The sequence below is a fragment of the Parabacteroides sp. CAG:2 genome (assembly GCF_000436315.1).
GTDB lineage: Bacteria > Bacteroidota > Bacteroidia > Bacteroidales > Tannerellaceae > Parabacteroides > Parabacteroides distasonis.
The window spans coordinates 242,724-260,519 of the sequence record NZ_FR885321.1 but is presented as its reverse complement, the minus strand read 5'-3'; the positions used below and the strand labels follow the sequence as shown (position 1 = coordinate 260,519).

Annotated in this window: 17 protein-coding genes; 11 read left to right on the top strand and 6 right to left on the bottom strand. The window is 46.2% G+C overall.

The window, feature by feature from the left end; translation table 11 throughout:
- Positions 1 to 9: 9 nt before the first annotated feature.
- The 3 genes from QVP94_RS15330 to QVP94_RS15320 form a co-directional block, all read right to left on the bottom strand.
- A complete protein-coding gene (locus QVP94_RS15330) occupies positions 10 to 750 on the bottom strand; it encodes a murein L,D-transpeptidase catalytic domain family protein (RefSeq protein ID WP_005861989.1) in 741 nt (246 codons plus the stop codon).
- Positions 751 to 784: 34 nt separating this feature from the next.
- Entirely contained in the window at positions 785 to 1,804 is a 1,020-nt protein-coding gene (locus tag QVP94_RS15325) for a L,D-transpeptidase (protein ID WP_009018509.1), read from the bottom strand.
- 113 nt (positions 1,805 to 1,917) lie between these two features.
- Entirely contained in the window at positions 1,918 to 3,006 is a 1,089-nt protein-coding gene (locus QVP94_RS15320; protein ID WP_009018510.1) for an acyltransferase, read from the bottom strand.
- Positions 3,007 to 3,190: 184 nt separating this feature from the next.
- Here QVP94_RS15320 and QVP94_RS15315 point away from each other — a divergent pair, with 184 nt between their 5' ends.
- Positions 3,191 to 3,727: an HdeD family acid-resistance protein gene (locus tag QVP94_RS15315; protein WP_008774007.1), complete on the top strand. Its 537-nt coding sequence runs from the start codon at positions 3,191 to 3,193 to the stop codon at positions 3,725 to 3,727.
- Here the strand turns inward: QVP94_RS15315 and QVP94_RS15310 are convergent.
- A complete protein-coding gene (locus tag QVP94_RS15310) occupies positions 3,722 to 4,627 on the bottom strand; it encodes a helix-turn-helix domain-containing protein (RefSeq protein ID WP_005861981.1) in 906 nt (301 codons plus the stop codon). The two genes, QVP94_RS15315 and QVP94_RS15310, sit on opposite strands and share 6 nt — an antisense overlap.
- Positions 4,628 to 4,938: 311 nt before the next feature.
- Here QVP94_RS15310 and QVP94_RS15305 point away from each other — a divergent pair, with 311 nt between their 5' ends.
- The 10 genes from QVP94_RS15305 to QVP94_RS15260 all read left to right on the top strand — a co-directional run bounded on the left by QVP94_RS15305 (position 4,939) and on the right by QVP94_RS15260 (position 15,519).
- Entirely contained in the window at positions 4,939 to 5,541 is a 603-nt protein-coding gene (locus QVP94_RS15305) for a TetR/AcrR family transcriptional regulator (protein WP_005861978.1), read from the top strand.
- Between the two features lie 42 nt (positions 5,542 to 5,583).
- Positions 5,584 to 6,975: a TolC family protein gene (locus tag QVP94_RS15300; protein ID WP_008780850.1), complete on the top strand. Its 1,392-nt coding sequence runs from the start codon at positions 5,584 to 5,586 to the stop codon at positions 6,973 to 6,975.
- Positions 6,976 to 7,028: 53 nt separating this feature from the next.
- Positions 7,029 to 8,054 carry an efflux RND transporter periplasmic adaptor subunit gene (locus QVP94_RS15295; protein ID WP_009276611.1) on the top strand — a complete coding sequence of 342 codons (1,026 nt, stop codon included), beginning with the start codon at positions 7,029 to 7,031 and terminating at the stop codon, positions 8,052 to 8,054.
- A 6-nt stretch (positions 8,055 to 8,060) separates the two neighbouring features.
- On the top strand, positions 8,061 to 11,180 hold the full coding sequence (locus QVP94_RS15290; RefSeq protein ID WP_005861971.1) for an efflux RND transporter permease subunit: 3,120 nt from the start codon (positions 8,061 to 8,063) through the stop codon (positions 11,178 to 11,180).
- 171 nt (positions 11,181 to 11,351) lie between these two features.
- Positions 11,352 to 11,645, top strand: coding sequence for a PG0541 family transporter-associated protein (locus QVP94_RS15285; protein ID WP_005861968.1), 294 nt, complete (start codon positions 11,352 to 11,354; stop codon positions 11,643 to 11,645).
- Positions 11,646 to 11,681: 36 nt separating this feature from the next.
- Positions 11,682 to 12,905: an NADH:flavin oxidoreductase gene (locus tag QVP94_RS15280; protein WP_022192938.1), complete on the top strand. Its 1,224-nt coding sequence runs from the start codon at positions 11,682 to 11,684 to the stop codon at positions 12,903 to 12,905.
- Positions 12,905 to 13,696: an SDR family NAD(P)-dependent oxidoreductase gene (locus QVP94_RS15275; protein WP_005861964.1), complete on the top strand. Its 792-nt coding sequence runs from the start codon at positions 12,905 to 12,907 to the stop codon at positions 13,694 to 13,696. Before QVP94_RS15280 ends, QVP94_RS15275 begins: the two co-directional genes overlap by 1 nt.
- 136 nt (positions 13,697 to 13,832) lie before the next feature.
- Positions 13,833 to 14,417 carry a 50S ribosomal protein L25/general stress protein Ctc gene (locus tag QVP94_RS15270; RefSeq protein WP_005861962.1) on the top strand — a complete coding sequence of 195 codons (585 nt, stop codon included), beginning with the start codon at positions 13,833 to 13,835 and terminating at the stop codon, positions 14,415 to 14,417.
- Between the two features lie 85 nt (positions 14,418 to 14,502).
- Positions 14,503 to 15,066, top strand: coding sequence for an aminoacyl-tRNA hydrolase (gene pth / locus QVP94_RS15265; protein WP_005861960.1), 564 nt, complete (start codon positions 14,503 to 14,505; stop codon positions 15,064 to 15,066).
- Between the two features lie 21 nt (positions 15,067 to 15,087).
- The gene (locus QVP94_RS15260) at positions 15,088 to 15,519 is read left to right on the top strand and encodes an RNA-binding S4 domain-containing protein (RefSeq protein WP_005861957.1); all 432 of its coding nucleotides are present in this window, start codon (positions 15,088 to 15,090) and stop codon (positions 15,517 to 15,519) included.
- Positions 15,520 to 15,694: 175 nt separating this feature from the next.
- On the opposite strand, the gene QVP94_RS15255 is transcribed toward QVP94_RS15260, so the two are convergent.
- Positions 15,695 to 16,165: a toxin-antitoxin system YwqK family antitoxin gene (locus QVP94_RS15255; protein ID WP_005861956.1), complete on the bottom strand. Its 471-nt coding sequence runs from the start codon at positions 16,163 to 16,165 to the stop codon at positions 15,695 to 15,697.
- Between the two features lie 102 nt (positions 16,166 to 16,267).
- The coding region (locus tag QVP94_RS15250) for a beta-helix domain-containing protein (protein ID WP_288213294.1) at positions 16,268 to 17,796 on the bottom strand (1,529 nt) is incomplete at its 5' end.

Here is a 17,796-nt window from a genome sequence, read left to right as displayed (position 1 = left end):
TATTTTAAACTACAAAACTTTTCGGTAACTTTTTTCATGAAAAATATCATTTTCTTGTTGAGTGGATAGAATGGAACTTTGCGTCAGATAGTTCTTATCGTTGGCGTAAATAAATAAAAGGGTTCCATTCTTTATCGTATTAATAATTGGCTTACTGACAGATACAGGCAACGCAGGGCAACCAAAGCTACGTCCTAACCGACCCGAGGAAGCTGCCACAGAAGGATCGGAATAAGAGGCGCCATGAATTACAATCGCCCTTTGCTTAGCCAAATCATTTATTCCTTTTTCCAATCCATTTAGGATAAGCGAATAGCCATTCCGACCTTGGTACGTATTTTCCGTCAGATAAAATCCTAAAGAGCTTTTATGAGAACCGTTCTCGTTCGAGAAAGAGGTCGCATAATTCCCTCCGCTATTCTTACCGTGAGAAACCAAAGAGGTGTAAAGTATTCTCTTTTGCCGTATATCCAATACAACCATACGCTCCGCCGTAGAAGGTTTAGAGAAATCGATCAATGTAAGGATATCCTTATTTTTCCGATCAATCTTCTCGGAACCTCTAAGCCCCTGCATAAACGCATCGAAACAAACCCATTGATCCAATCGCATCTCCTCATATAATTGGCGCCCCATAACCGCCACAGACGTTGATCCCGTTTCCGGAGATAGGGCACGCAAAACGCCACCGGTTGAAATTGAACCTACAGACAAGACAATAAAAAACAAATACAAGAAAATCCTTCGCATACTAAAAAACAATAACGCCGCAAAGTTATGATTTTTATTCTAATACAAAAACAATCGTCTCATTAACAGGCGCCCAATCGTAAACAAATTGCGCATGCGAAGTCGCGTTTCTCACACACATATGAGACCGGGGTGTCGTTCCCAACGAAGGACTATATTCGATCAACGATTTACGAGGAGCGTTGACCGGTACGCCATGGATATACGCCCCATTCGTAAAACGGTTGGCATAAGGAGCGAATCCGCCAGTCTCCTTGGAACCGTCTACCAAATAGATCATGCGAGACTTTTTTTCTTGGAGAACATACATTCCCAACGGGGTTTCCTGCGCATAAGGAGGACGATGCTGTCCGGTAGTCGCAGGGTTCATGCTACGAACCAACCATTTCGAGCCGACGTGCTCCAAGGTCGCGATATTCTGGTTATGACGATCCACGAAGATCGCCTTATCGAAGACTACCGTATCCCCTATTTGCTTGATATATTTCTTCGGAGCATACCACTCCTCCTCCCCATCGTACACGGTTTGTATACGAGCGAATTTAGAATCCTCATCCATCGCCTTGATACGAACCAAGCTACCGTCACGTCCATAGATCTCGGGAGTCACGGTATCAGTCAGCAAATAAAGCGGGACGGATTGATAGCGTTCTACACCAAGCGTATCGGAAACCCTCTTATAGGCATCTCTCTTGAAGACTTTTACAAGAGGAGCCTCTCCATTCCTGTTTTTATAGTTCTGCAAGATCGCCCATTGAGACGGCTCCCTTTGGATCGACTCCAATAAGGATAATCTTTCTTTCATTTTCTCCCACTGGAACTCCCGTGTCGTATCTTTATAGGGGTAAGTATCTTCTAAAGTATGCTTATCGTAAAGCAGCTCTTTCTCTATTTCGATACGGGGAGGCAAAGTCTCCACGATCACAGCGGAATCCTTCGATATAGAATCCACAGGAGTTAAGACCTCGGTTTGAGCAGGCTCGGTCCTCGGCGTACAATAACTTAGCGTACAAAGGCTCGATATCAAAAGTATAAAAACTGTTCTCGTCATCATTATTACCCGGGATTTATTTGAATATCGTAAATATACGATTTTTTCCAAATAACAGGTAATCTTATCATCTTGTTTACAAAGTAACCGCGCCAAATGACAGAGCTATCCTATACTCATCCTATAATCCATTTACTGCCCGGTATTAATGAGATAATCTTTGTCGTCACATAACAGCAGATAAATGTACTTACCGCAATGCATGGTATGGCGGCGACAGTAGGCAAGGCTAAGTTGTGCTTAAACACCGTTACCCACAATCCGAGCCAAAATATATGCATAAGGTACATACCGTAGCTGAGTTTAGACATCTCTGTTATGAGTCGTGGAGATTTCGAATTGCCTATGCAAGTAAAAGCGAGGAACGTACCCGCCGTAAGAAGCACACAGTTAATCGTACAGAAAGCCCATCCGATCTCTATCTCAGGTGTGACAAGAGTTACTCCGGGTATCGCTTGGACATAGAAGGAATAAATCGTCAGCAAGGCACCGACGACCATCGAGGCGATTCCGATAACCAAACGTTTAGAACGGTTCCATGTAAGATGGACATGTATATAATGTGCCAGTACGAGGTATCCTAAATAACCGGAGAAGTACCACAGTATATGGTATTCGTTCCAAAAACATTGTCCCCACACCTCGCCGAAGCAACGATTGAGATAGGGCATACAGGTCGACAACAGAAACAAGCCGATGAAAAAACGCTCTTCTTTCGCCGTGGCTTTATTCAACCATGGCGATATTACGGGTATAAATAAATAGAGGCTGATCAAAGGGTACATGAACCACAAATGTCCGGCCTGTGAAGGAAAGTTCAAGAATATTCTCGATATATCTTTCAATGATGTCTCGGCATCTATCTGCCCCCACAGCAAGGGTAAAGTGCTGTATAGTATCATAAATATGAAAAACGGCGGTAAGATGCGAATACAACGCTGACGGTAGAATTGCCAAGAGGTCAGCCCTGCCTTCATCGGCGCAAGAAGAAAGGCGGAGACAATTATAAACAATGGCACCGCCATGCGTGAGAAACCATCGTATACGGCTACCCACAACCGATCAGCCTCATTGGCCAGATAAGATTGCGGTCCCACCATATCCGTGGAGCCCTCAGCTCCATAAAAGTTTTCACTGGCGTGGACAACCATGACAAGGAAGCACGCAAACACACGCACGTAATCCAAAAAAACTATACGCTTCATTTTTTGTTTTAGTATTATTATTCGTTAGATGATTTCAAGTTTGTCTTTTTACGCGAAGCATGCATTCAAGAGGGATATATTTCGATGTTTTTCCTGATACTGCTTTATGGCGCACAAAGGTAAAAAAAGTCGGAAAGAATATATACCTTTGTCATATTATAAGTGAAATCTAAAATAAAAACATATGAGATCTATTAATGGCGCGGTTTTACGTAGCGCATTCGCGATGGTATTAGGGTTTGTTTTGGTATTATGGCCGGAAGCAGCCATAACCTATCTGGTTATCACGATCGGTATACTATTCATTTTACCGGGATTATTCGCTATCCTCAGCTATTTCACCCGACCGAAGAACGAGAACGGGGAGAAACCGATGTTTCCTATCGAGGCAGCGGGAAGCGTACTGTTCGGAGCGTGGTTGGTGATCATGCCCGAGTTCTTCGTGAATATATTAATGTACTTACTCGGAGCCTTATTGGTAATTGCCGGTGTACAGCAATTGGTTTCATTGATATCCGCAAGGAAATGGAGCAATGTACCGTTGGGGTTCTACCTGATGCCGGCTTTGATCTTGATAACCGGAGTAATGATTCTTGCCTACCCGTTCGGGGCGGCGGCAAATACATTCGTAATCTTCGGTGTAGCCAGCATTTTCTACGGGGCTTGTGAGTTGATCAACTGGTATAAGTTCCGCAAGCGTATAGAAAATACCGGATTATGATTTCCGGTATTCCATGGGTGATATACCCATATGCTTCTTGAAAAACTTACCGAAAGTGGATTGATCGGAGAAGTGGAGTATATCCGCTACTTGCTGAACCGTGGCTTGCGGGGCCTTCAACAGCATCTTGGCCTCGACGATCAAGGCGTCGTCAATCCATTTATTCGCTGATTTACCCGTTAGCTCTTTCAAGATAAGCGAAAGATACTGTGGGGTAATAAATAATTTCTCGGCATAGAAAGTAACGACGTGCTGCTCCTTGCAATGCTCGAAAAGCAATTGCAGGAACTGCTCGAAAAGCTCCTCCTTCCGGGAGAGTGTAGGTGCCGTCATCAGCTCCTTCTTACCCATAAAGATATTAGCCAACTCGATAAAGAAACCGACTAAGGCGTTTTGGAGAGCCTCCTTCTGGAAAAAATGGGTACGCAGCTTCATCTTTTCCCGTAAGATGGAGAATTGGCCGGATATATGCTCAGTCTCCTCGGCACTCATCGCAGCACATGGATTCTTACGGATCTGCATATAATGCACCATAGAGTTCTTTTTCCCTGCCGGGGTAGTATATCCATCCAGAAAAGATCTGGACACGATCAACAAACGCCCTCTCAAATCTTTGCTCACTTTCGATACCTGTATGATATGAGTCGGCATCAAGGTTATAAACGTATTCTTCTCTATCTTATATGGAATATAGTCTACCGAAATATCAGCAGTACCTTCCTGTACCAAGATCATCAACAAGGCATTTAAACGCATCGGGGTGGAATGCTCCAGCCTTTTTTCCTCGTAATTAATCAAATCTCCGTTCAGATCCGCTATCGATAAATCATCTTGAAAGTTGTCGCTGGACTCAATTCCCTTGATTAACTCAGTGACTTCAATTAAAGGTAAATTTTTCATATCTATCTGTAGATTTTTATTATCACCTCGGACAAAGATAGAAATAAAAAGCCAAAGACCACCCACTATTTCGTTTTTAACCAATTTTCATCCAAAATTGAACGAATAACAAGAATTTTTGACAATATCCTGTTTCATTCCATACCAATACCGTAACAGTATAAACCTTTCTGGTTTTCTAAATATATCAGACCTTTGCGAATAGATTCGACGGGAATATCCGGTCATTGGTCGATTCCAACGGACGAGTCAGCGCTTTTTACTTGTATACAGGGATTGCCCCGGCTACTTTTGACGTAACAAAAAAGAATATGATAAAAGAACAGATTATTAATACGGCGTTCGATCTTTTTTCTCAATATGGCATCAAGAGTGTGAGTATGGATGATGTAGCGAAAGCGGCTGGCATCTCCAAGCGTACACTTTACGAGTCGTTCGAGGACAAGGAAACCTTGCTGATCGAGGGGATCGATCACAATACCGAATCGCTCGGACAATATCTGACAGGATTGGAAAAAGAACCTTTCAATGCCTTGGAAGTAATCCTGCTCTTCTATGAGGAGATGATGAAAAACCCGAGATGGTTCAACGAGAAGTTTTACGAGGACTTGAAGAAATATCCGAAAGCCCAACAAAAAATAGAGATGAATAAAGCGAGAATGGGTAAGAGGTGTATGGACTTGTTCACACGGGGCGTTAAAGAGGGCGTGTTCCAAGAGGGGATCAACTTCGAGATCATGGCCTTACTGGTGAAAGAGCAGACGAAGATGTTGCGGCCTTCCAATGTCTTCTGCAAGCATTCCATCACCGAGGTATACAACACGATCCTCCTCACATTCCTGAAAGGGATCAGTACCGAGAAGGGAAGAGCGATCCTAGACCGATTCGATCTCAAACAATCCTATGATTTATAGCGAACACTTAATGAGTTTAATCACAGACAAAATCTATCCTAAATGAAACGATTATTGATGAGTAGAAAAATGATGTTGGTCACATTTATGGTATTGCCTTTTCTGGCGGCGAGACCGGTTCTGGCTCAAGACACCCTGAAACTGGATCTTGGAAAAGCGCTAGAGATCGCCCTTAGCGAGAACCCGACCGTAAAAGTTGCCGATAAAGAAATACAGAAGAAAAAGTACGCACGTAAAGGCTCGTACGCTTCTCTATTTCCGCAGATCAGTTTTGCGGGGGACTACAACCGTACCTTGAAGAAACAGGTGATGTATATGGATTTCGACATGGGTGACATGGGAGGCGGCAGCTTGCCCGAAGGCACGGACATGTCGAGTATGGACGAGGGCTTCGAGGTAGGACGTAGCAACAACTGGAGCTTGGGCTTCAACGCTTCCATGCCACTGGTGAACGCCTCCTTATGGAAAAGCTTGAGTATCTCGGCCTTAGACGTGGAATTGGCGGTGGAGCAAGCTCGCTCTTCTAAAATAGCGATGGTGAACCAAGTGAAAAAGAGCTTTTACGCCGTCCTTCTGGCAAGCGACTCTTACCGGGTATTCAAGCAAAGTTACGACAATGCCATGGAGAATTATCTGGATATCAAACGGAAGTATGAACAGGGAACCGTAGCTGAATACGACTTGATACGTGCCGATGTGACGGTAAAGAATACAGAGCCTAATCTGTTGCAGGCAGAGAACTCCCTTACCTTGGCTAAATGGCAGTTAAAAGCGTTATTGGGCATGGATCTGGATTTAAATATCGATTGCGACGGACAACTGACGGATTTCAAGTCCAGCCTCTTCGCCGACTATCTATCCACGGATACAACCTTATCCGAGAATACGGACTTGAAACAATTAGACCTTCAGGCGGAACAGCTGAAAAAGACGCTGGTCATGCAGAAATTCGATTATCTGCCGACCTTGTCGCTGACCGGTCTATATCAATGGAGCGCCATGAACAATGACTTCAAGTTCAAGAATTACAGATGGAACCCCTATTCGATGATCGGTATCACGTTATCGGTTCCTATCTTCTCCGGAGGTAGTAAATTTTATAAGGTAAAGCAGACGAAAGTCTCCATCGACCAATTAAACCTGCAACGGGACGATACCAAGCGCAATTTACAGTTGGCCGTTAAACAGTACATAGATAATATGAATACCTGTATCAAGAAGTTCGACGCCGCCCAAAAGGGAGTCGAGCAAGCGGAACGGGGATATATGATCTCGCAAAAACGGTATGACACCGGAGCCGGTACATGGCTGGAGATGAACGATGCCGAACTTGCCTTGACGCAGGCTCGGTTGAACTTCAACCAATCTATCTACGACTATATGGTAGCGAAGGCGGATCTGGAGAAAGTATTGGGTAACGAACAGATGAATTGAAAATTGAAAATTAAAAATTGAAAGTTTAATAGATAATAATTAGGAACAATTATATGAAGACAAGTCAAATGCTGAAAGTAATACCGATAGCTACATTGGCCCTGCTGATGTCTTGCTCGGGTAATAAGAGTGAGGAAGCCACGGAAACACAGAATGAGAAAGTAAAGGTGAAAGTGGAGACGGTCTCTGTTCAAGACGTGGAGCAACTCAGTGAATTTACCGCTACGGTGGAAGCGAATATCAAAAATAATATCGCTCCCCAAACCCCATTCCGTATCGAGAAAATCTTCGCCGAGGTAGGCGACCATGTAAAAGCCGGGCAGTTATTAGCCAAGATGGACGCTACCAGCCTAAAGCAAGCGAAGATACAATTGGATAACCAAGAGATCGAGTTCAAACGTATCGACGAGTTGTATAAGGTAGGCGGTGCTTCCAAATCCGCTTGGGATGCCCAAAAGACTTCCTTGGAAGTGGCTCGAGAGACGTATAAAAACTTGGTGGAGAACACCCAATTGCTAAGCCCGATCAGCGGAATCGTAACTGCCCGCAACTACGATAGCGGCGATATGTACAGCGGCGGAAACCCAATCTACACAGTGGAGGAAATCCGTCCGGTCAAATTAATGGTGAATGTCTCCGAGAGTCTTTTTACGAAAGTGAAGAAAGGCCATGAGGTAGATATCCGGCTGGATGTGTACGGAGACGAGGTTTTCAAGGGTAAAGTCAACTTGGTTTATCCGACGATCGATCCCGCTACCCGCACGTTCCCTGTGGAGATCAAGATCGCCAACTCGGATGAGCGAGTGCGACCGGGTATGTTCGCCCGGGTGACGATGAGTTTCGGCCATATGGATCACGTGGTGGCCCCGGATCGCTCTATCGTAAAACAATCAGGCGCCGGCGACCGGTATATCTATGTATGCAAAGACGGCAAGGTATCCTACCAGAAGGTGGAGCTAGGACGCCGTATGGGTGATAAATATGAGATCATATCCGGAGTGGAGGATGGCGACCAAGTGGTTATCACCGGGCAAAGCCGCCTGACGAACGGTATGGAAGTTGAAATCGAAAACGAATAACAGACTATGAGTTTATATGGAACAGCGGTAAGAAAGCCCGTATCGACCGCCCTTGTATTTGTGGCGATCGTGATCTTCGGACTTTTTTCCTTAAGCAGGTTATCAGTGGACTTGCTTCCGGAGATAGAGACGAACACCATCATGGTGATGACGGCCTATCCCGGCGCCAGCGCTTCGGATATCGAGATGAATGTTTCGAAGCCCTTGGAAAACGTGTTGAATAGCGTAAGCGACTTGAAGCATATCACGTCGCAATCCCGTGAGAATATATCGATCGTAACGTTGGAATTTAATTATGGCATCGATATCGATGTCGCCACAAACGATGTCCGCGACAAACTGGACATGGTAGAGTCTTCCCTACCCGATGACGTAGAGAATCCGATCATCTTCAAGTTCGGTACGGACGATATCCCTATCTTGATCCTTTCCGTGACCGCGGAGGAGAGCACGAACGCTCTTTACAAGATCTTGGACGATAAGGTATCCAACCCATTGGCCCGTATCAGTGGCGTGGGTGCCGTGTCTATCTCCGGTACGCCGATCCGTGAGTTGCAAGTGTATTGCGACCCGTACAAGTTGGAGGCTTACGGCCAGACCATCGAAGGTATCTCTACCATCATCGCGCAAGAGAACCGGAATACACCGGGAGGTAGCGTAGATATCGGTTCTAATACCTACTCCTTGCGTGTTCAAGGAGAATTCACGGACGCTAAGCAGATGCTAGACCTAGTGATCGGTAGCCAGAACGGAAAGAACGTATATCTGCGTGACGTGGCCCGTGTAGAGGACAGTATCGAGGAACGTGCGCAAGAAACGTTCAACAACGGCACGAAAGGTGGTATGATCGTCATACAGAAACAGTCCGGAGCGAACTCGGTGAACATCGCCAAGAAGGTACACCAGAAACTTCCGGAGATACAGGCTAGCTTACCCTCAGACGTGAAGCTGGACGTAATCATGGATACTTCCACGAATATCTTGAATACGATCGATAGCTTGAAAGAGACGATCATGATTACCTTTATCATCGTTATGTTGGTGGTATTCGTGTTCTTGGGACGCTGGAGGGCTACGTTTATCATTATCTTAACCATCCCGATCTCCTTGATCGCTTCTTTCGCTTATTTGCTGGCCTCGGGCAATACGTTAAACATTATCTCATTGAGCTCACTTTCTATCGCTATCGGTATGGTGGTGGACGACGCTATCGTGGTATTGGAGAACGTAACGACCCATATCGAGCGGGGTAGCCAGCCGAAACAGGCCGCTGTACACGCCACGAACGAGGTGGCTATCTCGGTTATCGCCTCCACCCTTACGATGTTAGCGGTGTTCTTGCCGTTGACGATGGTTACGGGTATGGCGGGTATCTTATTTAAGCAGTTGGGATGGATCGTTAGTATCATCATGATCGTTTCTACGGTAGGCGCCTTGACATTGACCCCGATGCTTTGCTCACAGTTATTACGCCAGCAACCGGAGAAGGGTAAATTGTACCGGATGTTCTTCACGCCTATCGAAAAGGGATTGAACGCTTTGGATCGCGGTTACGGACGCTTCTTGAACTGGGCCGTACGCCACCGGAAAACGGTGATCGTAGGCGCTACGCTGATCTTCATCGGCAGTATGATGCTGATCCCGGTTATCAAGACGGAATTTTTCCCGACACAAGATAACGCACGCATCGGCATAACGATTGAGTTGCCGATCGGTACACGGCAGGATATTACCCGTGAGTTAGCTCTCGACATCGACAAGAAGTTCCGTGAGAAATATCCGGAGATCCTAATCAGTAACTTCACGGAAGGTACGGCGGATACGGATAATACCTTCGCCCAGCTAAGCAATAACGGTACGCATATTATCGAGTTCAATATAAACCTAACTAGCGTGGGCGACCGTGAGAGAGGTCTTACCGAGATTTGCGAGTTGATGCGGCAGGACTTAGCCCAATACAGCGAGATCAAGAAATTCGAGGTACTCGCCGGAGGGCAGGAAGGTTCTATGGGTGGAGAGACCTCGGTTAACATCGAGATCTATGGTTTTGATTTCGCCCAGACGGATGCCGTGGCGAATGAGATCGCCCGTCGTATGAGAAATGTAAAAGGATGCTCGCAAGTAAATATCAGCCGTGAGGATTATATCCCGGAATACCAGATCGACTTCGACCGGGAGAAACTGGCCATCAACGGGCTGAACGTAACAACCGCCTCTATGTATCTCCGAAACCGTGTAAATGGTTCCACCGCTTCAAAATATCGTGAGGATGGAGATGAGTATGATATCAAGGTACGTTACGCCCCAGAGTTCCGTGAGTCCGTAGAGGATCTTGAGAATATTTTGATCTATAACAATGAGGGCAAAGGCATCCGCATCCGTGATTTAGGCAAGGTAGTGGAACGTATGACTCCCCCGACCATCGAGCGTAAAGACCGTGAGCGTGTGATCACCGTATCTGCCGTAGCGGGTAAGGGAGCGGCATTGAGCGACTTGGTTGCCGCCGCCCGGAACGAGTTGAAACAAATGGATATCCCATCCGACGTAAGTTGGCAGTTGGGTGGAACATTCGAAGATCAGCAGGATACATTTACCGATTTGGGTATCTTGATGGTATTGATCATCATCTTGGTATTCATCGTGATGGCTGCCCAGTTCGAGTCGTTGGTAGACCCGTTCGTGATCATGTTCTCTATCCCGTTCGCCTTTACAGGTATCGTATTGGGATTGGCGGTCACGCAGACACCATTGGGCGTTATGGCTTTGATCGGCGTGATCATGTTGATGGGTATCGTGGTTAAAAACGGTATCGTGCTGATCGACTATACGATCTTATGTCGGGAACGTGGCATGGGTATTATCACATCGGTAGTGACTGCCGGAAAATCCCGTCTTCGCCCGGTATTGATGACAACATTGACGACCGTTTTGGGTATGATCCCGATGGCGGTGGGAACCGGCGAGGGTTCCGAGATGTGGCGCTCGATGGGTATGACCGTGGCTTGGGGTCTTTCCGTATCCACCTTGATTACCTTGATTATTGTTCCGACGGTCTATGCCGTATTCGCCGCCAACGGCGTAAAACGAAGACGCCGCAAAATAAGAAAGGCATTACGAAATAATTAATTATCTTTGCGTACCATAGGGAAGCCGAGGCCAAGCAAACCTCGATGGGCATTGTTAGGTCGTGACAATGCCCATTGTAAGGTGCTTACGATGCCCATTATAAACAGGCTTGAATGCCCATCGCAAGAAAAGCCTCCCTACGGGTATGCGATCTCATAAAAAAGCAACTATATGAAAGCGATATTTATATCTTTCAATCAAGCGTATTACGAGACCATCGTCAATATCATGGACCGTAATAACCTTAAAGGTTTTACCTATTGGGATGTCGTGCAAGGACGGGGAAGTAAAACAGGCGAGCCACATTACGGCAATCACGCTTGGCCTACCTTGAACTCAGCTATCCTTACGATGGTAGAAGACGAGAAGGTCGATCATTTTCTGGAAATCCTACACAACTTAGACAAGGAAACGGAAGCGCAAGGGCTTCGGGCCTTCGTCTGGAATATAGAGAAAACTATCTAACTTAATTTTTCGGAACAACTATATTAATCTATTGATATGGACAAATCAATCCTGTTTACACCCGGTAAGATCGGTCCGCTAACACTTAGGAACCGCACGATCCGGGCCGCCGCATTCGAGAGTATGTGCCCGGGAAACGCTCCCTCGGAGCAGTTATTCAACTATCATACATCCATAGCCGCCGGAGGGATCGGCATGACGAACATAGCTTATGCCGCCGTGACGCAAAGCGGCTTGTCGTTCGAGCGTCAGCTGTGGATGCGTCCGGATATTATTCCCGGCCTCCGCAAGCTCACCGACGCTATCCATAAAGAGGGAGCCGCCGCTTCCATCCAGTTAGGCCATTGCGGTAATATGTCGCATAAGCGGATTTGCGGATGCACGCCTATCTCAGCGTCCAGCGGGTTCAACCTCTACTCTCCCACGATCGTACGAGGTATGAGACAATCCGAGATCGCTTCCATGGCTCGTGCCTACGGTGAGGCCGTACGATTGGCACGTGAGGCAGGTATGGACGCTGTCGAGATCCATGCCGGGCATGGTTATCTGATCAGCCAATTCCTTTCCCCGTACACCAACCACCGGAAAGACGAATATGGAGGAAGCCTTGAGAACCGTATGCGCTTCATGAGAATGTGTATGGAAGAGGTGATGAAAGCAGCAGGTTCCGACATGGCCGTAACCGTAAAGACCAATATGCGGGACGGGTTCAAGGGAGGACTTGAAATAGACGAATGCCTAGAAGTAGCCCGTACACTCCAAGACCAATGCGGAGCGCATGCCTTAGTACTAAGCGGCGGATTCGTGAGCCGTGCCCCCATGTATGTAATGCGGGGAGAAATGCCGATCCGTACGATGGCGTATTATATGCCTAGGGGCTATCTACCGATTGGAATCCGCATGGTGGGTAAATATATGATTCCCTCGGAACCGTTTAAGGAGGCTTACTTCCTTGAAGATGCGTTGAAATTCCGCAAAGCCTTACATTTACCTCTTATTTACGTAGGAGGATTGGTCTCCAGAGACAAGATCGAGGAGGTACTGAACGACGGGTTCGAGTTTGTGGCCATGGCACGTGCCTTGGTGAACGAGCCGGGCTTCGTCAACCGTATGAAAGAAGACGAGCACGCCCGTTGCGATTGTGGGCATAGTAACTATTGTATCGCCCGTATGTATAGCGAGGATATGGTCTGTCATAAGAACGTGAAAGGTCTTCCGGAATGTATCGTACGTGAAATCAAAAGGCTTGAATATAAATAATGGAAAAGAAATGGGCTTTAGTCACGGGGGCCAGTTCCGGAATAGGTCTCGCCTATGCCGAGGAACTAGCCTCACGAGGCTATCAGTTAGTGATCGTCAGCAATGAGGAACAGGCGATCCGGGAGAAAGGTGAGTTTCTCTCCGAGAAATATGGTATAGAAGTTTTGCCGCTTTATCGTGATTTGGCGATCCCCGGGGCGGCCAAGGAGCTATATGATACTTGCCAAGAGAAAAACATCCCAATAGAGGTATTGGTCAATAACGCCGGTATGTTTTTTTTCTGCGAGACCTTACAAGCTAAGGCCAACATCGTCGAGAAAATGCTCTACCTCCACGTGACTACTCCTACCCAGCTCTGTTATTATTTTGGGCAAGAGATGAAGAAACGGCGTCATGGATATATCCTCAATATGTCATCCCTATCTTGTTGGCTACCTTATCCGGGAATTACGCTGTACGCTTCCACCAAGCGATACTTGAAAAGTTTCTCCCGGGGCTTGCGTTCAGAGTTACTGGATTATGGAGTAAGCGTAACCGTACTTTGTCCCGGCGCCGTCGCCACGAATTTATATAACCTAAGCGACAACTTAAAGACCTTAGCGATCCGCCTAGGTATCATGATGCGTCCGGAAAAACTGGCTAAAAAAGGGATTAATGCCTTGTTTCACCACCGGGCTTCCCTATTACCGGGTCTCTTCAACAAAATATGCACACCCCTCGTAATGCTCCTCCCCCACGGCCTTGTCCGTTGGATCATGCGAACCACGAAATTAGTGAAGCTAGATCGATAATCCGACAAATAACATGCGAAATATTTGTCACATCAAACAAAAATCGTATCTTTGCACCGCTTTTTAGCCCCGTACCGTGTGATGGGAAATTAGGAAGCAAAATAACTAATTTTGAGTAACACAAAAATTAAAGAAAATGAAGACATTTGAGTTAGAAGGAAAAGGAAGAGAGATCGTCGCTCGTTCCGCTGATCAGAAAAGAGCCTTGAAAGCAATGCGTAAGAACAATGAAATTCCTGCTGTATTATACGGTGGCGAAAAAGTAACTCACTTCACGGTTACAAAAGAAGCCGTTCGTAAGTTGGTTTACACTCCGGAGATTTTCGTTGTTGAGTTAAGCATTGACGGTAACAAGACGATGGCAATCGTTAAGGACATGCAGTTTCAACCTGTAACTGACGAAATCCTTCACATGGACTTCTTGGAAGTATCTAAGGACAAAGCCGTAGTAATGGAAGTTCCGGTTGTTTTGGAAGGTCACGCAGAAGGTGTTAAAGCCGGTGGTAAGTTGTCTCTTCAAATGAGAAAACTGAAAGTGAAAGCTATATACGATCAAATCCCTGAAAAGTTGACGATTAATGTAGATCACCTTGGCTTAGGTAAGACTATGCAGGTAGGTGCTTTGCACTTCGAAGGTCTTGAATTGATGAACGCTAAAAACGCTGTTGTTTGCGCCGTTCAATTGACTCGTGCCGCTCGTGGTGCTCAGGCTAAAGGATAATCTGAGGTAAAAACATTATTACAATACATGAAGGGGAGGATATTCATAGAATGTTCTTCCCCTTTCTTTTATAGATTCGAGGATAATGAAATATTTGATAACAGGACTTGGTAATATCGGTTCCGAATATTGGGGAACCCGTCATAATATAGGTTTCCGGGTTGTCAACCATCTGGTAGAGAGCGTAGGAGGCAATTTCACTGAGGAGCGATACGGGGCAATCGCACGCATACGGGTGAAAAACTGTGACTTGATCGTGCTAAAGCCGAATACTTTTATGAACCTCAGCGGCAACGCCGTTCGGTACTGGTTACAAAAAGAGAACATTCCCGTGGAAAATCTATTGATTGTCGTAGATGATCTGGCATTGCCATTCGGAACCTTACGTCTGAAACCAAAGGGTAGCGACGCCGGGCATAACGGATTGAAGAATATCGCCCAGTTATTGAATACGCAGGAATATTCCCGCCTTCGTTTCGGCATAGGCAGCGATTTTCCACGGGGCGGACAGATCGATTACGTGCTAGGGAAATTTCCCCCGGAGGAATTGCAATTGATGCCAGAGATATTGGATCGTGCGACAGAGATCATCAAGAGCTTCTGCCTCGCCGGCATCCAGATTACGATGAATCAATTTAATAATAAATAAAAAGAGACTGAGAATACAGATATGAACGAGGTACGTATCGATAAATGGATGTGGGCGACCCGTATCTTTAAGACCCGCACGATAGCCGCGGAAGCTTGCAAGAAAGGGCGTATCATGATAGGTGGAGTAACGATCAAACCTTCCCGCATGATCAAGGTTGGCGATGTGATCCAAGTGCGTAAACCGCCGATCACCTTCTCTTTTAAGGTAATCGGATTGATCGAGAATCGTGTGGGCGCGAAGCTCGTCCCGAATTACTTGGAGAACGTGACAACCCCGGATCAGTATGAGATTCTGGAGATGAACCGTATCTCCGGTTTCGTGAACCGTGCGAAAGGTCTCGGACGTCCTACCAAGAAAGACCGTCGTGAACTGGAGCAATTCACTGAGCCGGAATTCATGGATGACGGATTCGATTTCGAGTTCGACTTTGGAGAAGAGGATGAGGAGTAAGCATGCTGATTTCCACCCAATTACATTTACCAATATTTTCATCAAGAAGTAAAAGTATTTTCACCTAGAGGTAAAACTGTTTACATACTGATGTAACGACATTTACCTCTAGAGGAAAAAACATTTACCATTAGAGGTAAATGTCGTTACAACGGTATGTAAACGGCAATTATTCCTATTGATTCTCCTCGGAAAGCAGATTCCCCTCCTCATCCCAGCTACGCCAGACACCAGATTTCTTCCCTGCCGTATAGAACATCTCATACAACAAATTTCCCTTATCGCTCCAGATACGCCAAGGGCCGTCCTTTTGCCCTTCCTTATAAGAAGCCAGGCCGATCAGCTGGCCGTTATCGCTATACGTGCGCCATTCACCATGGAAGATCCCGTGATAGTAGGAACGCACCTCGGCGATCTTGCCATCCGGATAATAGATCACATAGGTTCCCTCGGGACGGCCATCCTTCAGGTACAGCTCCATCTTGAGCATGCCATCCTCATAGAATTCCGTATAGCGGCCCGTATACGGGGTGGTTTGTGTCTCATCGGTATAATACTGTCCCTCGCTCAATACCAAGTCTTGCGCCAGCACGGTCCAAGAGGCTCCCGCCAAAAAAGCGGAAAGTAACAATAGCTTTTTATTCATGATACATTCTTATCTAAATTATACATAAAAAGACACCGAGGGATCTTTCCGGATACCTCAGTGCCTTTAACAAATTCACAACCTATTCAATGCCAAGCTTGATTAATATTCGGTATTTTGAGGATCCCAATTAGTCCAACCGGCAGTCCAGTCATTCTTTCCGTCGAAAGCACCTTTGTAAGTTACTTTTTCGAAGAAGCTGTTGTTCAATACCTCATCGACAAATTCAGCGCCTTGCACAGCTGAAGCTACGACAGAAGAGTAATCACCATCTTTAGAGATAATCTCGTTGGTCGTTGCCAGAGTCGTGTTGCTACCGGCAAGATTGAAGAAGTTCTCACTTACCTTATCATCCTCATAGAAGTTCTTCCACATACCAGCAAAGATCACATTCTTGATGGCGATGCCATCGTTTGCCGTACCTTTCTTATCAGTAGCACGAAGTCCGTAAGGCCAGCCGGTGAATACGGAGTTGTAAACATTCAAGCTGGTATTACGACGCAGGTGCATGGCTGCCTGGAATTTACCACCCTTGGCACCGTTAGCAGCGTCGGCTGTCTTGGCTTCCACCTCAGCCTGTGTCTTATCGGATACCTTGCCATAGAAAGGACCTATCAAGGTTACGTTGGAGAAGACCGGCTTGGTAAGCGGAGTGTTGGAAGAACCGTCACCGTCGTTATCAGATTCAAAACCGTTAGAGTCTGAAGTATCAGCGATATTCTTATCACGTACGCTCAACAAGAATTGCAGTTTACCCGTATAACCGAAGTCTGTATCGAAATCATCATCCCAGCCTTTGTAAGCGATCAAGTGTTTGGCATTTACCGTTCCACCGAACCATTCGTAAGAATCATCGTTCGAAAATGAAACCTGAACGAACTCCACTTCTGTGCCGCTACCAACGCCGCCGAAGGTTAAGCCATTGATTTCCTTGTCTGGCTCCAAAGGATAACCGGCGAACTCGATACGAACGTATTTCAATTTACCGGAACTTTCCGCATTAAACTCATCGGAGGTCGTATTTCCATATAATGTACCAGGTCCTCCTTCGATAGTTGGTTGATTGGTACGATTCACACGAGCGTTACCACAAATAATCAGACCGCCCCAGTCACCTGTCAAACGTTTACCCGGCTCTTTATCGGACGTAAAGACGATCGGTTTGTCAACAGTACCTTCGGCGATGATCTTAGCGCCCGGCTCGATAATCAAGGAAGCGGCTTTCTCGCCCGGACTAACGGACACACCTTTGATAACAGAACCAGCCTCAATAGTCAATGTAGCGCCTGATTTCACGTATACGAAGCCTTTCATGAAGTTCTTGTCGGCAGCGTTGATCGTTAGATCAGCCGTGATATTTCCTTCCAATATCACCTCTTTGGAAGACGGAGCATCATTAGAGACAGTCACGGTACAAGTAGCCGTTTTACCGCCATCCTTCGTAGTTACAGTAATCGTAGCGGAACCTTCGGCCACGGCTGTTACCTTACCGGCATCAACAGTCGCTACCTTTTCATCGGAAGTACTCCATGTAACCGTTTTATCCGTAGCGTCACTTGGAGTAATAGTCGCGGACAAGGTAGTGGATTCACCCACCTTGATAGTAGCGGTAGTAGGACTGACTGCCACAG

What these genes read in the sequence shown, in the direction of transcription:
- QVP94_RS15330 (WP_005861989.1), bottom strand. Translation starts at nt 750, where the DNA reads ATGCGAAGGATTTTCTTGTATTTGTTTTTTATTGTCTTGTCTGTAGGT.
- QVP94_RS15325 (WP_009018509.1), bottom strand. Translation starts at nt 1,804, where the DNA reads ATGATGACGAGAACAGTTTTTATACTTTTGATATCGAGCCTTTGTACG.
- QVP94_RS15320 (WP_009018510.1), bottom strand. Translation starts at nt 3,006, where the DNA reads ATGAAGCGTATAGTTTTTTTGGATTACGTGCGTGTGTTTGCGTGCTTC.
- QVP94_RS15315 (WP_008774007.1), top strand. Translation starts at nt 3,191, where the DNA reads ATGAGATCTATTAATGGCGCGGTTTTACGTAGCGCATTCGCGATGGTA.
- QVP94_RS15310 (WP_005861981.1), bottom strand. Translation starts at nt 4,627, where the DNA reads ATGAAAAATTTACCTTTAATTGAAGTCACTGAGTTAATCAAGGGAATT.
- QVP94_RS15305 (WP_005861978.1), top strand. Translation starts at nt 4,939, where the DNA reads ATGATAAAAGAACAGATTATTAATACGGCGTTCGATCTTTTTTCTCAA.
- QVP94_RS15300 (WP_008780850.1), top strand. Translation starts at nt 5,584, where the DNA reads ATGAAACGATTATTGATGAGTAGAAAAATGATGTTGGTCACATTTATG.
- QVP94_RS15295 (WP_009276611.1), top strand. Translation starts at nt 7,029, where the DNA reads ATGAAGACAAGTCAAATGCTGAAAGTAATACCGATAGCTACATTGGCC.
- QVP94_RS15290 (WP_005861971.1), top strand. Translation starts at nt 8,061, where the DNA reads ATGAGTTTATATGGAACAGCGGTAAGAAAGCCCGTATCGACCGCCCTT.
- QVP94_RS15285 (WP_005861968.1), top strand. Translation starts at nt 11,352, where the DNA reads ATGAAAGCGATATTTATATCTTTCAATCAAGCGTATTACGAGACCATC.
- QVP94_RS15280 (WP_022192938.1), top strand. Translation starts at nt 11,682, where the DNA reads ATGGACAAATCAATCCTGTTTACACCCGGTAAGATCGGTCCGCTAACA.
- QVP94_RS15275 (WP_005861964.1), top strand. Translation starts at nt 12,905, where the DNA reads ATGGAAAAGAAATGGGCTTTAGTCACGGGGGCCAGTTCCGGAATAGGT.
- QVP94_RS15270 (WP_005861962.1), top strand. Translation starts at nt 13,833, where the DNA reads ATGAAGACATTTGAGTTAGAAGGAAAAGGAAGAGAGATCGTCGCTCGT.
- pth (WP_005861960.1), top strand. Translation starts at nt 14,503, where the DNA reads ATGAAATATTTGATAACAGGACTTGGTAATATCGGTTCCGAATATTGG.
- QVP94_RS15260 (WP_005861957.1), top strand. Translation starts at nt 15,088, where the DNA reads ATGAACGAGGTACGTATCGATAAATGGATGTGGGCGACCCGTATCTTT.
- QVP94_RS15255 (WP_005861956.1), bottom strand. Translation starts at nt 16,165, where the DNA reads ATGAATAAAAAGCTATTGTTACTTTCCGCTTTTTTGGCGGGAGCCTCT.